This window comes from Solibacillus sp. FSL W7-1464 (genome assembly GCF_038004425.1).
In the GTDB taxonomy this organism is placed as follows: Bacteria; Bacillota; Bacilli; order Bacillales_A; family Planococcaceae; genus Solibacillus.
On the sequence record NZ_JBBORC010000001.1, the window covers coordinates 1,454,308 to 1,468,793 of the forward strand.

The 14,486-nt window shown below is 39.3% G+C and carries 13 protein-coding genes; 8 read left to right on the forward strand and 5 right to left on the reverse strand.

Translation table 11 applies throughout. From position 1 onward, the window contains the following. Positions 1 to 289 precede the first annotated feature (289 nt). Complete coding sequence (locus MKZ25_RS06955) at positions 290 to 1,285, reverse strand: YecA family protein (RefSeq protein ID WP_340800853.1); 996 nt, start codon at positions 1,283 to 1,285, stop codon at positions 290 to 292. A gap of 234 nt (positions 1,286 to 1,519) precedes the next feature. Then, positions 1,520 to 2,419: a DMT family transporter gene (locus tag MKZ25_RS06960; RefSeq protein WP_340800854.1), complete on the reverse strand. Its 900-nt coding sequence runs from the start codon at positions 2,417 to 2,419 to the stop codon at positions 1,520 to 1,522. Between the two features lie 226 nt (positions 2,420 to 2,645). Between MKZ25_RS06960 and MKZ25_RS06965 the strand changes: the two genes are divergently transcribed. From MKZ25_RS06965 to MKZ25_RS06975, 3 genes are all read left to right on the forward strand, one after another. After that, positions 2,646 to 3,518: a LysR family transcriptional regulator gene (locus MKZ25_RS06965; protein ID WP_340800855.1), complete on the forward strand. Its 873-nt coding sequence runs from the start codon at positions 2,646 to 2,648 to the stop codon at positions 3,516 to 3,518. Positions 3,519 to 3,532: 14 nt separating this feature from the next. Further along, the gene (locus tag MKZ25_RS06970) at positions 3,533 to 4,195 is read left to right on the forward strand and encodes a phosphopantothenoylcysteine decarboxylase domain-containing protein (RefSeq protein WP_340800856.1); all 663 of its coding nucleotides are present in this window, start codon (positions 3,533 to 3,535) and stop codon (positions 4,193 to 4,195) included. Positions 4,196 to 4,278: 83 nt separating this feature from the next. Continuing rightward, a complete protein-coding gene (locus MKZ25_RS06975; protein WP_340800857.1) occupies positions 4,279 to 5,085 on the forward strand; it encodes a VOC family protein in 807 nt (268 codons plus the stop codon). Between the two features lie 42 nt (positions 5,086 to 5,127). On the opposite strand, the gene MKZ25_RS06980 is transcribed toward MKZ25_RS06975, so the two are convergent. Continuing rightward, positions 5,128 to 5,328, reverse strand: coding sequence for a cold-shock protein (locus MKZ25_RS06980; protein ID WP_340800858.1), 201 nt, complete (start codon positions 5,326 to 5,328; stop codon positions 5,128 to 5,130). 190 nt (positions 5,329 to 5,518) lie between these two features. Between MKZ25_RS06980 and MKZ25_RS06985 the strand changes: the two genes are divergently transcribed. Further along, positions 5,519 to 7,198: a formate--tetrahydrofolate ligase gene (locus MKZ25_RS06985; protein WP_340800859.1), complete on the forward strand. Its 1,680-nt coding sequence runs from the start codon at positions 5,519 to 5,521 to the stop codon at positions 7,196 to 7,198. A gap of 157 nt (positions 7,199 to 7,355) precedes the next feature. Here the strand turns inward: MKZ25_RS06985 and MKZ25_RS06990 are convergent, their stop codons facing one another. Continuing rightward, positions 7,356 to 7,508 carry a hypothetical protein gene (locus MKZ25_RS06990; RefSeq protein WP_176142076.1) on the reverse strand — a complete coding sequence of 51 codons (153 nt, stop codon included), beginning with the start codon at positions 7,506 to 7,508 and terminating at the stop codon, positions 7,356 to 7,358. A gap of 278 nt (positions 7,509 to 7,786) precedes the next feature. Here MKZ25_RS06990 and MKZ25_RS06995 point away from each other — a divergent pair, with 278 nt between their 5' ends. From MKZ25_RS06995 to MKZ25_RS07010, 4 genes are all read left to right on the forward strand, one after another. Continuing rightward, a complete protein-coding gene (locus MKZ25_RS06995) occupies positions 7,787 to 8,419 on the forward strand; it encodes an HD domain-containing protein (RefSeq protein WP_340800860.1) in 633 nt (210 codons plus the stop codon). Continuing rightward, positions 8,416 to 10,302: an ABC-F family ATP-binding cassette domain-containing protein gene (locus tag MKZ25_RS07000; RefSeq protein WP_340800861.1), complete on the forward strand. Its 1,887-nt coding sequence runs from the start codon at positions 8,416 to 8,418 to the stop codon at positions 10,300 to 10,302. Before MKZ25_RS06995 ends, MKZ25_RS07000 begins: the two co-directional genes overlap by 4 nt. A gap of 10 nt (positions 10,303 to 10,312) precedes the next feature. After that, positions 10,313 to 11,434: a conserved virulence factor C family protein gene (locus tag MKZ25_RS07005; protein ID WP_340800862.1), complete on the forward strand. Its 1,122-nt coding sequence runs from the start codon at positions 10,313 to 10,315 to the stop codon at positions 11,432 to 11,434. Between the two features lie 740 nt (positions 11,435 to 12,174). Next, positions 12,175 to 13,371: an aldehyde dehydrogenase gene (locus MKZ25_RS07010; RefSeq protein WP_340800863.1), complete on the forward strand. Its 1,197-nt coding sequence runs from the start codon at positions 12,175 to 12,177 to the stop codon at positions 13,369 to 13,371. A 68-nt stretch (positions 13,372 to 13,439) separates the two neighbouring features. On the opposite strand, the gene MKZ25_RS07015 is transcribed toward MKZ25_RS07010, so the two are convergent. Next, positions 13,440 to 14,330 carry a DMT family transporter gene (locus MKZ25_RS07015; protein WP_340800864.1) on the reverse strand — a complete coding sequence of 297 codons (891 nt, stop codon included), beginning with the start codon at positions 14,328 to 14,330 and terminating at the stop codon, positions 13,440 to 13,442. Positions 14,331 to 14,486 lie beyond the last annotated feature (156 nt).

Here is a 14,486-nt window from a genome sequence, read left to right on the forward strand (position 1 = left end):
CTTAATATAGAATAATAATGAATTTTTTATATAATGATTAATTGTACGTTGTTTACGTAATATACATCTCTGTTACAGAGTCACTTTTCACAAATAATTGATTACAGTGGTGTTGTTGCCTTTAAAAACTCTTTCGTTTTTCCTTTTATAACTGAAAAGGGAGAGTCAGCTTGTAATAAGTAGCGCATAACTACTATATTACAAGCTGTTTTTTATGAATTTATTTAAAAAATGGGCATAGTAAAAAGCTACTTTCGACGTCTCGAAAGTAGCTTTTCTGATTTTGTTATTAACTATTAACAAGTTGTTTTTCATTATAGAAGGCATTTAATTCCTGATAATACTTATTTAAAGAAGATGGGGAAACACTGAAGCTTTCGCCGATTTCTTTTACAGTGAACTTTTGATCGAATAAATCATTTTCCTGACCAAATCGTACTGCACCGGCAGCTATAGCCCCTGCTTTACGTGCTGTAGGCTGTTTTTCGATTAAATAATCTTCAACTGTCGCTATGAAGCTCTCGTTATTGATCGCTTTTTCGGTCATAAATGCTTTTAACTGTTCCACTACTTCCTGCTCAAACGGTGTAAACTCTTCACCTTCATAGCCGTTTTCGACTAAACCTTCCCATAATACTAAGTGATTTTCTTTTGTGAATTGCGCAACAGATAAACGACTTGCTTTGTACGCCTCTGTAAACTGTTCAAAAGAAATCGCATGCTCTTTATGGAAGAAGATCAGTGTAGATACCGCTAATACGTGGTTTTCCTTGTTTGAACCATCCGGTAATAAAAAGGCGAACACACGCATTCCTAGAGGGATTGATTTGTGGCTTTCTCGCTGAATATGATATGTTGTGCCAGTTAAAGCAGAGATGGCTGTGAAGTAACCATCCTGTACATCTTCGACAGTTCCGATGAAGAAAATCGGCTGTTCCCATGATTTCAATAATTCGATCATAGATGGGCGAAGTGCTTTCTTAGCTGTTTTAGCTAAGAAATTTTGCCAAATATCTGGTCGTTGATGGAAGAAGTATTCATCTAATGCAACGGCTTCCACCAATTCCTTATGCAATTTTTTTTCTAGTTTCGGTGCCCAAGTACGAACCAATTCCATAAATTCACGGATATCTTTTCGTTCCGGGTAATTACTATAGAAAGTTTGTAATACGTTTTCAATTTCATCTTGGAAAACGTTTTGTGAAGTTACTTGATTTTTTCCTTCACAACATTTTTTGTATTTTTTTCCACTACCGCATAGACATGGGTCATTTCGTCCAATCATTGTAACACTTCCTTTAATACAACTTTTAAATACTAATGTCGCAGTATTGCTACTAATAATAATAACGTCAGATTGTTATTATGAAAACTGATTATGTTTTTAGAACTGTCAGAAAAATTGTTGCATTTTATATTATATGAAACTTGATATAAAAATAGAACAATCATAGAGTTAATTCTATCACCAATCTATAAAAAAGAGACATTGCACGCTCGGATGCGATGTCTCTTCCTATTATAACGTAGTTTTGGAGTGTGTTGGTGCAGGTAATTTTTTCATTGCTATAAATTGTTCTAGCTGAGCAACAGTATTGCCGATTAAAATAAATGCGCCGCCAATTACTAGTTGTGCAGTCAATCCTTCACCAAGGAAAATCAATGCGAACACAGCTGCGAAAATCGGTTCAAGTGAAAAAATTAGCCCGGTATGTGTAGGAGAAGTGTATTGTTGTACAACAGCTTGGGCAACAAAGCAAAACGCAGTACAGATAATGCCTAATCCAAGTACAGCAACCCAGCTCGTAGAATTAGACGGGAGCATAGGGGTTTCGAACATCATTGTGAACACTGCACCAAACACCCCGGCAATCCCTAACTGATAGACACCATATGAAATGGATTCGACATTTTTAGTGAATTTGCTATTTAATATTAAATAGATTGAATAGCAAACAGCTGCAATCGCTACTAATAAATCACCAATTTGAAACGTCATCGATTCTTTCATTGTCAGAACTGTAATTCCGATCATTGTAGCAACGATCGCGAAGCTCACTGCTCGTGAAGGAAGACGTTTATCAATGAAGCTTGTCATGATTGGTACTAAAACAACAGTCAGACTTAGTATAAAGCCTGCATTACCTGCTGAAGTCGTTTTTAACCCTAGAAGAGAAAGAGCAAAAATCGTGAACAATAAGAAGCCTTGTATCGAAGCATATAAAATCGTTTTAATATTTATGCGCAACATCTTCGGTAAAAAGATTAGCCCTGCAATGATAAATGCTATTAAGCATCGAAGTGCTACAACATTGAAAGCCTCCAAACTTTCCAGTCCCATGACCATAAAAGTATAAGATAGCCCCCAGAACATTGTAACAATCACCATTAAAATATTTGCTTTCCCTTGTAAACTCAAAGATGTCACCACATTTCTAAAAAGTAAGTTCTTAATAATCAGTAAAAATATGTACTTTACGACAAATACAAATAGCGATTAAAAGATGGTAAAGTACTGAATCACCTATTAAACCAATCTGTTATAAAACAGTATAAACAGGAAGTTGTGATTAGTAAAACGAATGTTTATAATGATTGATATGAAAATAATTCATGTTTAAAATTGAATAGTGGAGTGAATTATAATGAGTCTAGTAAAATACGAAATTTTGAATAAAGTGGCGGAAGTTCATAGCTTCACAAAAGCTGCATCGGTTTTGGGGCTTACCCAATCAGCTGTAAGTCATGCAGTTTCCAGTTTGGAAAAGGAGTTTGGATTTAATTTAATCCACCGGAACCGTACAGGAGTGACGTTGACTGAAGACGGAATGAAGATGCTCTATGAAATGCGCAAAGTATTAGTGGCGGAGGAGCATCTGCAGCAGACCGCATCAAATATTTTAGGTGTAAGCCAAGGAACCGTTCGAATTGGCCTAATATCGACAATTTCTACACATTGGATGCCGAACATCATTCATATAATGGATTCTGAGTTTCCGGGCATCCGCATTGAATTGCGCGAAGGGGATTATTATGAGATTGAACAGTGGCTATTACAAGGGGAAGTCGACTGCGGATTTTTAAATCGGACAAGCTCCAAACAGTTCGAATTTATGCCGTTAAAACGCGATCCGTTGTTATGTATTGTGTCGTCGCATAGTCCGCTATATGATAGAACAGAGATCGATTTATTTGAAATTGAAGATACCCCGATTATAATGCCTTCCTATAAAGGAACAAACGACGTTATGACAACATTTGAGAAATATGGCGTATTTCCGAATATACGTTTTGAACTTTATGACGAGAAGGCCATCGTATCAATGGTGGAACATAATCTAGGTATTAGCATACTGCCTGAAATGGCGATTTCGATGTTGCCGGATACTGTAAAAGCACTGCCTCTTGTACAGGAGAGTTATCGAATCCTCGGATTGTCAACAAAGCAGAAGCTGTCACCGGCATCGCAAAAATTTGTGGAAATATTAAAACAGTGGCTGGAAAATGAAGAACAGTAAAAGGGGAAACAACAATGCTGACAGGAAAAAAAGTAGTAATAACGAGTGGCGGGACATTTGAGAAATGGGATAATGTCCGTGGCCATACAAACTTATCAAAAGGAACGATGGGTAGTTATTTAGCCGAAGCCGCGCTTGGAAAAGGTGCGAGCGTTATTTATATGCACGGTGTATTTACACAGCTGCCGGAACAACGAAACGAGATGCAGCTCGTTGAATTTGAAGGAATAGAGGATTTAGGCGAAAAATTAAAAACGATTCTTGAATCCGAGCGAATTGACTATGTCATTATGGCGGTAGCCGGCTCGGACTGGCTTATTGACAAAGTGTTCGATCAGCATGGCAATGAGCTGAGTGAAAAAGGTAAGATGCCATCTGACGAACCTCCGATTATCCATTTTAAAAAAGCGCCGAAAATATTGGCACAAATTAAAAATTGGGCTCCGGATACAACATTAATCGGTTTTAAACTGGAAGCAACGGATGATGAATCGTATTTGTTGGAACGAGCTTCTGCAAGAATGGAAACAGCAAAAGCGGATTATATGGTCGCAAATAGTTCAAAATCTTTGTATGGTGCGATGGAGCCCCATTATATTATTCATAAATCCGGGGAAACTCATAAAGTCGACGGGAAAATGGCAGCTGCAACGGCATTAATGAATATCATCTCTTAACTAAAGTTGGCTTATTTTTCAATTGCCTATATATGGTATAATTTAGAATATTGTATCTATTTTTATTGAAAAGAGGTTGTTGCATGTACCAGTTCGATCATCTCGTCCATTTTGTTCCCTATCCAGAACAGACATCGTTAAAACTCCAAGAAGAAGGTTTCCATGTTGTCCCGGGAGGAAGTCATGAAGCGTGGGGTACATATAATACGCTAAGCTATTTTGATTTGGCTTATATTGAATTGATCGGCATTGAAAATGAAGAGAAGTTCCAGATAGCTGCCGAAAAGAAATATTCATTACATGCGAGCTATAAGGAAAATCGCCGACGTGACGGATTGACGCGTTTTGCGGTTCGTACAACGACAATTGAAGAAGATGCGAAGTTATTTGCGAAAGCCGGTTTGGAGGTAGTTGGTCCGGAACGTTATTCCCGTAGACGAGATGACGGTTCTGAAGTAAGCTGGCAACTGCTTTATATTGGTCATCCGAAATCGAAAATTGAATTCCCTTTTTTTATTCAATGGGATGAAGCAGATACGCTTCGACGCAAGGAACTAACGGACCGCGGTATTATAGCACAACATCCGTTAGGGGATTTAACGATTGAGGCTGTGCATTTTGTTGTACCGAATTTTGATGCAGTTGAGCAAATTGCCCAATTATGCGGAGCGACCATTTTAAAAAAGGTAAATCAGGAAGAGAACGTAGAGTATTCGATTATTCTGCTCAATGAAGTGAAGCTTATTTTCGTCAAGCCAGTCGGTGAAGGAACAGCCTGGGATTATATGCTTGAACACGGCTATGGCATAAAAAAGGTCGTGCTTTCAGGTGCGACGGAGCAAAAGCATATTACAATTGACGGCGCACAATACGAAATAAATAAGAAATAAAAAAGGCTGTAAACGATTAAACTTTTTCGTTTACAGCCTTGTCTATTTTTTTATAACATTCGCTGCTTGTGGACCCCGGATGCCGTCGACTAAATCGAATTCAACCACTTGTCCTTCATCCAGTGAACGAAATCCTTCCTCTTGTATGCCAGTAAAGTGTACAAAAACATCTTCACCATTCGTAGATTCTATAAATCCATAACCTTTTTCATTATCAAACCATTTTACAGTGCCTTGGTGCATCCGCTTTCTCCTCCGATACTGTCAAAATCAATTGATGAAACATAAAGATTCCAGAATATTACGAATAAACTATATACTATATGTATGTTAACTGTCAATAATTTGTCGATTTATGCACTTTTTTTTATTTATTAATTCAGACAAAACAGACTATAATAAAGTGATTACATATAAGAAAGCAGGGCGAAGCATGACAACGATTACGAAGAATCCATTAACAGATATTGAAATAGCCAATCAGGCGACAATGAAGCCGATTTTAGAAATTGCGGAACATGCACACATTCCGTTAGATGCAGTTGAACAATACGGTCACTTTAAAGCAAAAATTGATACAAGCAAAATTAGTGGTGAAGCAACGGCAAACGTGGTACTTGTAACAGCGATTAGCCCAACACCAGCAGGTGAAGGGAAATCGACAGTAACAATCGGTTTGGCGGATGCACTGCACCAATTGGATAAGCGGGTAATGGTTGCATTACGTGAGCCTTCTTTAGGACCGGTAATGGGTGTGAAAGGCGGTGCTACTGGCGGCGGATATGCACAAGTGTTGCCGATGGAGCAAATCAATCTGCATTTCAATGGCGATTTCCATGCGATTACAACTGCAAACAATGCATTATCTGCATTGATTGATAATCATATCCATCAAGGGAATGCATTGAACATTGATCCGCGACGAATTGTCTGGAAACGTGTACTGGACTTAAATGACCGCGCACTGCGTCATGTAACAGTTGGTTTAGGCGGACCGATGCAAGGTGTACCTCGTGAAGACGGATTCGATATTACAGTCGCTTCTGAAATTATGGCCATTTTCTGTTTAGCAACAGGCATGAAAGATTTGAAACAGCGTTTGGCGCGTATAGTAATTGGTTATACGTATGATCGAAATCCGGTAACAGTTGGTGATTTACAAGTAGAAGGAGCACTCGCTCTTATTTTAAAGGAAGCAATGAATCCAAACTTGGTGCAAACAATCGAAGGCACTCCGGCATTAATTCATGGGGGTCCGTTTGCCAATATTGCCCATGGATGCAACTCGATTACTGCAACTCAGACAGCACGCAAACTTGCGGACATCGTTGTAACAGAAGCCGGATTCGGTTCAGATTTAGGTGCGGAGAAGTTTTTGAATATTAAAGCCCGTGAAGCAGGTTTTAAACCGAGCGCTGTCGTGATTGTTGCGACAATCCGCGCACTGAAAATGCATGGCGGCGTGGCAAAGGCTAATTTGGTGGAAGAAAATGTGGAAGCCCTAAAACAAGGGATTTCCAATTTAGCACAGCATGTAGCCAATGTCCGGAACTTTGGACTGGAGCCGGTAATTGCTTTGAACCGATTTATTACGGATACAGAACAGGAACTGAAAGCTGTTTTACAATGGGCGGAAGCGAATAAGGTTCGAATTGCCCGTACGAATGTATGGGAAGAAGGCGGTAAAGGCGGTATTGAGCTTGCCGAAAAAGTACTTGAAGTAATTGAACAGCCAAATACTTTCCATCATTTATATGAGCTGCAAGAAACAGTGGAACAGAAGTTAACAAAGATTGTACAGCAGGTGTATGGTGGTTCAGGTGTGCAATTGACGGATGCTGCCAAAAAACAGTTGGCAGTGATCGAAAAAAATGGTTGGGACACTTTACCGATTTGTATGGCGAAAACTCAGTATTCACTATCAGATCAACCAAGCTTAGTAGGGCGACCAACCGATTTCGTTGTGACAATTCGTGAAATTCTTCCAAAGTTAGGTGCAGGGTTCCTTGTATGCTTAACAGGGGATATTATGACAATGCCAGGCTTGCCGAAACAGCCTGCAGCACTGAATATGGATGTGGCCGAAGATGGAAGTGCACTCGGATTATTCTAATCTGAACAATAGATAGCATCCGGCAGTATTTATGTCTGAGGACAAAATAACTCGGGAGCGATTAATAAAAGTAAAAGAAACGTATTCGTTTGATAATTCATTCGAATACGTTTCTTTTATTTGCATTGGAAACTTTGCTGAAATTTACGATCGTTCATTAAAACATGATTTGTAGAAGGTTAGTAGCAATCATAAAAGTTGCACTTAATCCGTATGCAACCGACCCGATTAAAATTGGTGATATAACAATTAGACCTTTACGTTGGCTATCGTTCATATTTGGTGCTACAGCTTGCATCATTCTTTGCATAAATAACACTCCCTTTTTCTGTTTAATGTTTTCTTATTGCTATTATATGATGTAAATTTGTAAAATACAAGCATTTAGTTCACATTTTAGACAAAAATTATCTCTGAATAATTGTTGACACTTGATTTTTTGGAAGAAAGTTGCTACACGAAGGGGGTTGCCATAAAAGGTTGAAAGACCGAATCTTTTAGCGATATTCATGTCAAATAACTGAAGTATCCTTGCTTATCATGGTAATATGATTATGGAAACTCTAAAAAGAAAATGGTGAATGTAACATGTCCGAAATAATCGTACGATGTGAACAATTAGTAAAGGAAATTTATGAAACGATGGATGCAAGCCATGATTTTCAACATATTGAGCGTGTTTATCAAAACGCTATGACAATACTTAAGTCCGAGCCTTTAGCAGATGGGAAAATCGTAAGTTTAGCTGTGCTGCTGCATGATGTCAGTGATGAAAAATATGCTGCGGATAAACAGCAGGAGCAGCGGATTTTGGATGAACTTGATTTAACGGAAGAGGATAAACAGCATATCCGTACAGTCATTGCAGAAGTTTCATTTAATGGGGGCAATGAACGGGATATTACAACAGTAGAATCAAAAATTGTGCGGGATGCAGACCGTCTGGATGCAATTGGTGCGGTAGGGATTGCACGCACGTTCGCTTACGGTGGTGCGAAAGGACGCAAGTTGTATGATGATGCAGAAGAAGTGCGCGTGAATATGACAAAAGAACAATACCGCAGCGAGTCCACAGCCTCTGTTACGCACTTTTATGAAAAGCTATTGCTATTGAAAGATTTAATGGTAACTGCAAAAGGGCGCGAAATGGCTGAAGAACGTCATGCCTTTATGGTACAATTTTTAGAGCAGTTAAAAAAAGAAAGAGACGGGATTTCATGAGTCATTTAATCGTATCAAATTTAACAAAAACAGTTGGCGATAAAACGCTATTTCAAAATATTGAATTTACCATTTATGAAGGCGAACGTGCCGGGTTAATCGGGATAAACGGGACTGGGAAATCAACTTTATTATCGATTATTGCTAAAAAACAGGATGCGGATACAGTGGAATTCGACCATCCGAATAAGTACCGCATTGCCTATTTGGAACAAGATCCGCAATTCCCGCAAGATTTAACGGTTTTACAGGCGGTATTCAGCGGAGATTCACCAATATTACAGTTAAACCGTGCCTATGAAGAGGCGGTAGCAGCGTTGTCTTTAAATCCGCAATCTGAAAAGCTGCAAAATGAACTATTTCGTTTACAGCAGCAAATGGATACGGAAAATGCCTGGGACGTCAATGCATTGGCAAAGCAAGCATTGACGAAGCTTGGGATCGATATGTTTGATAAGCAAGTAACGAGCCTTTCGGGTGGACAGCAAAAACGTGTGGCATTGGCAAAAGTATTAATCGAGCCGGCGGACTTGTATTTACTGGACGAGCCAACGAACCATTTGGATGTTATATCGACAGAATGGCTGCAGGAAATGGTGTCACGCCTAAAAGGGGCGGTCATCTTTATAACCCATGACCGTTACTTCCTTGATGAAACAGCGACACATATATATGAATTAGCTGATAAAACATTGTACCGCCATACAGGATCTTATGGAGATTTTCTAGAAGCACGTGCAATTCGTGAAGAAATGAATGCAGCATCACAGGCGAAGATGCGTAACCGCTACCGTTCTGAGCTAAAATGGATTCGACGCGGGGCTAAGGCGCGTACAACAAAGCAAAAGGCACGTATACAGCGTTTCGATGCACTGGATGAATCAATCGACCGTTCGAATGACCAGACAGATCTGGAATTAGGTCTGGCAACAACACGTTTAGGGAAAAAGGTGTTGGAATCAGATGGGATTTCCAAAGCATACGGAGACCGTGTCATTATTCAGGATTTCGAGTTTTTACTGCAGCATGGTGACCGTATCGGCATAATCGGCGCAAATGGGTACGGGAAATCGACACTTCTTAATATGCTTGCTGGAGAAATAGAACCGGACAAAGGCGAGGTAATTGTCGGGTCGACAGTAAAACGTCTGCATTTCAAGCAAGCACTGCCAGCGATGAATGAAAATGCACGAATGATCGATTATATTCGTGAAGCTTCAAATGATATTACGGATGCTGAAGGTGTTCGTTATTCTGCATCGCAAATGCTTGAACGCTTTTTATTCCCGCTTAATACGCACGGAACCCCGATCAGCAAGTTATCAGGCGGGGAACGCAAACGACTTCACTTGCTTCGTCTGTTGATGGAACAGCCAAACGTTCTGCTTTTAGATGAGCCGACGAATGATTTAGATATTGAAACTTTGGGTGTTCTAGAAGACTTTATCGAAAATTTCCCTGGCGTTGTCATTACAATTAGTCACGATCGTTTTTTCCTGGACCGAATTGCGAAAAAACTGTGGATTTTGGACGGAAAAGGCGGCGTATCGGAAAGCCTGGATATTTATACCGATTATTTGGCTAAACGTGAATCGGAGCTGCAACAGGAAGCGAAGGAAATGAAATCGGAAAGGCCAAAAGTTGAAAAGCAGAAATCCGAAAAGAAAAAGCTATCATTTAAAGAGCAGAAAGAATGGGAAACTATTGCTGATACAATTGCTCAAGTTGAAGAAAAAATTATGACGGCAGAAGACGAAATTTCAACAGCTGGTTCGGACTTTACAAAACTACAGCAACTGACGTCAGATTTGGAAAAGCTAAATCAAGAATACGAGCAATTGATCGAGCGCTGGAGCTACTTAGATGAAATCGTAAATGGATAGGAGCATAACAATGAAAATTTTATCAATTGAACCAACACCAAGTCCAAATTCAATGAAAGTAATCATTGATCAGGATTTACCATTCGGTAAAAGCTTTAATTATACAAAAGACAATATTGGTGAAGCATCAACTGAGCTGCAGTCCATCTTTGCAGTAGAAGGTGTAAAGGGTATTTACCATGTAACGAATTTCCTGGCGATTGAACGAAACGCGAAATATGCGTGGGAAAATATTTTGGCGGATATTCGCCGTGCAATTGGCGGAGAGGCAACTGAAAGCACTGAATATGAGATGAATGAGCATTACGGTGAAGTCAATGTGCATGTTCAAATGTACAAAGCGATTCCATTGCAGATCAAGGCATTTGACGGCGAAGGGGAAGTGCGAATAAGTGCAGGAGAGCGTTTCACAACAGCTTTTAAACGTCTGCAATTCAGTGTAACGGACGAAAACTATATTTTTGAAAGAAAATGGGTTGATTTCGGGGTTCGTTATGGCGATAAAGAACAAGTTGTACAAGAAGTGCTAAAAGAGGTAGATGCACTATATCCGCAAGAACGTGTGGAATCAATTGTACAGTCGGCGAATGAACAAGTTTTCACTGCAGCGCAAGAACGTAAAGAAGTGACTTTGGAACAATATGAGCAGGTTGAAGATTGGCAACAACGCTTCCAGCTATTAGATCAACTACCGGATCCGGAAGTGAAGGATATTCCATTATTCGAAAAAGCGCTGGAAGACGAGCAAATGTCTATACGACGCCTTGCAACCGTTTATTTAGGAATGATTGAAGATGCAGCGGTCGTACCGGCTTTAACAAAGGCATTGAATGACAAAAGTGCGGCCGTTCGCCGTACAGCTGGAGACTGTATGAGTGATTTAGGGTTACCTGAGTTTGAGTCTGCGATGATCGCTGCATTAGGTGACAAAAATAAACTTGTTCGCTGGCGTGCGGCAATGTACTTGTACGAAGTAGGTACAGAGCAGGCGATTGACGCATTAAAAACAGCGAGTGAAGACAAAGAATTCGAAGTAAAACTGCAGGCAAAAATGGCCCTTGCCCGTATAGAAGGCGGAGAAGAAGCAAAAGGTTCTGTATGGAAACAAATGACAGAAAGCCGTAAAGCTTAAATTTTAAGCTGCTAACGAAATTAATCGTTAGCAGTTTTTTATTTTAATTAAACATTTTCTTTTTATTAAATGGTATAATTTGAGAGAAAGGTATATATTTGGCTTATCATCAAAACATGGGGTTGCCATTTCGAATCAAGTTTTACTTGTTTGATTGGCGTGCTACGGCAAGACCGCGACAAAGCCACGTGATACGTGTCTTTATCCCTGTCTTTGTTGCCGTTTGCGAGGCGCGCCAATCGAAAAGTATTGTTCTCGTAATTAGGGTAAAGAGCGCAAAAGACAGCCGCTTGCGCTAACGCGAGGCGGCGGTGTGCAGAAATGCTCTAGTGTGTTTGTGGATAGCGTTCCGTTCCGTTAAAAAGAAATGCTACTTTTATGGAAGTTACTTTATACCAAAGTAGCATGCAGCGTAGCGAAGGGTGAGTCACGGACACACTTGCTTCAGCGAGTTGTACGGAGCGCAGGGGCGGACTCCTTGGCGATTAAGCGTGCGCGGAACATCCAATTTTGATGCCGCCGTCAGAGGCATCAAAAGTTAGTTGGAGCCACGCCGCCCGGAAAGCCTGCCCCGGAGTGCAGTACAACGGACCTATGCTTTAAACCACCTCTCTTCAAAGCATACAAACCCGTAGCAGAGCAGGACGGACTTCATTAGAAAAGCGTTTTGATCTTGTCATCTCCAACTTATGGTGATGAACCATATATTTAACAGTATATTTTAGAAAGGTGGGTCCATAATGGAGGAGATATTGTTGAAAAATCCTAGCGCTTTAAGTGATGAGCGTAAAGAAGCATTGTTAGATTTACTTTACTCCGAACATTGTAATGACTCCATACTATTAAAAAGTGATGATTTTTATTTGTTTTTTCATGATATTTGGTCACTTTTTGAAATTGGGGAAGAGTACGAAAGTGAAATTGTAGAAGAAGATATTAGGCTGAAAGAATGGCGCATTTTCATATTGGAATTTTTCTCCGCTCGAAATTTGGAAAAATTGAACTTTGAGTACTTAACGGATTCCTCTTTAAAAAAATTTTTGGTAGCACTATACATATGGAAAAAAATAAAAAAAGATTATTTTTACGAGATGCGTAAGGCGTTGAAGATTGAAAAAATAAAAAATGAATATGAAAAGGATTTTGCTGATAGTGAAGTTACTGGGGATATATATCATGAAATTCATTTAAAAGTTCAAAGCTATTGGTATATGAATTTATTTAGATTCAATTCCATTTACGACAGAATTCTCGATGAAGTATTGGAAGAAACGAAAGCGGTAGAGCTGCTTTTCGGTGACAAGATATGGGAGACAATCAGCAATGATAATTTAAGGAAATTTATGAGTTATATCGAATCAAGGCACTTTTCCGAAGTTTTGTTTTGGAAATCCAAATTTCAGACAGAACAATTTTTAAAAGTTGGTCTTGATCCGAACAGTACATATGTATTTTGTGTTCAAAAAGATATATCGATGAAACGCAGCCTTACTTTACAAAATGGATTGGCTTTGGCTGTTTCGGAATTTTCACAACAACATGAGCACAATTCTGTTTTTTTATCATTCATAAAAGCAATCGGTCAGGAAATGATTACACATAAAGAGACGATAGATTTTAATCATTATTTCGAGCTGGATAAATCATTCGGACTTAAAACGGAACCGATTAATTATAAAGGCGTTATCAACTATGCCTTCACGATGTTAAAGTTAGAATTATCCCATAGCAATAGCGGTAAAATCTATTTAATCTGCAATGAATTACTATTTGATGATTTCCCTGATGATGAAGATTGGATATCAGCTGTTACGCATTACAAAAAGGCAAAAAAGATTGAAATAGTCGTAATCTATATGGGAGATAAAACGAAACTCCAGCAAATATGGTTCGCAGATAAAATACTGATTCCAAAACAACTGGCCCAATTTAAATAAAAAACCTCTAAATAGTAAGCGCTTCAATTCCGCATACTGTTTAGAGGTTTTTTCATTTTATAGATCAATTAGGAACTGCTTGATTTAACCTTCTTTACGGTTTGCTGAGGAGAGAAAACAGTGTACAAAATACTTCCGAAAATCAGGACAATTCCGAGCACTTGCAATAAATTTGGTCGGAATGAAAGTAATACAGCATCCAATAATATCGCTACTACCGGATCGACAAATACAAGCACCGAAACGATGACAGTAGGGAGATCCCGGACACTATCAAAAAATAAGTAGTAGACAAATCCTGTATGGATTAACCCTGTACCAAGTATGTAAAGCCAGTTTGTATTCGATAAACCTTCAAATGCTGTAAAATCGCAAAACGGGAGCAGCAGGATTATTCCGGCAATCGTTTGGATAAAAGTAAGTGCATAGGATGACATGCCATGAACCGTTTTGCTCGTGAACATGGTCAGTGCATAGCAAATGGCCGAAAGAAGCGCCCATATAAATCCTGAATTCATAAATTGCGAGACGCTTGTAAAGCTCTCAATACCGATAATGAGAATACTGCCGAAAAAGCAAATAACCGTTGCGCAAATTGCGCGTATGCCCATTTTTTCAGCTAAAAACACCGAACCTAAAATTAATACAAAAATCGGCGCTAAATTATAAATCGAAATAGCGATCGAAATCGACATAACTTCAAACGCTTTAAATAAAAATACCCAGTTTAATACAAGAAATATACCGCAAATGACTGTTTTCATCACTTCGCTTCTATTCCAAACTTCTGTTTTATGCCCGCCTGTAATAAACCATAATCCTCCTAAAAAAAGTGTCGCACAAATACAGCGGACAAAAACGAGCTCTACTGCAGGCAAGCCGGTTTGTGTAGTAAAGAAACCGATAGAGCCGAAAATGGCCATGGAAAGAGTAAGTTTAAGCATCGAACGTACATTCATATGGTGAACCTGCTTTCTATATCCCGCCTTAACGGGGGAGTAATATATCTGCCACAAAAGCGCAGTTGCAGAGGTATGACTCCCACCTGAAGAATTAACAGGGCGAAAGGATAGGCGGGAGAATAACTACCCGAAAAAACCCCACTGTTTAAAGTA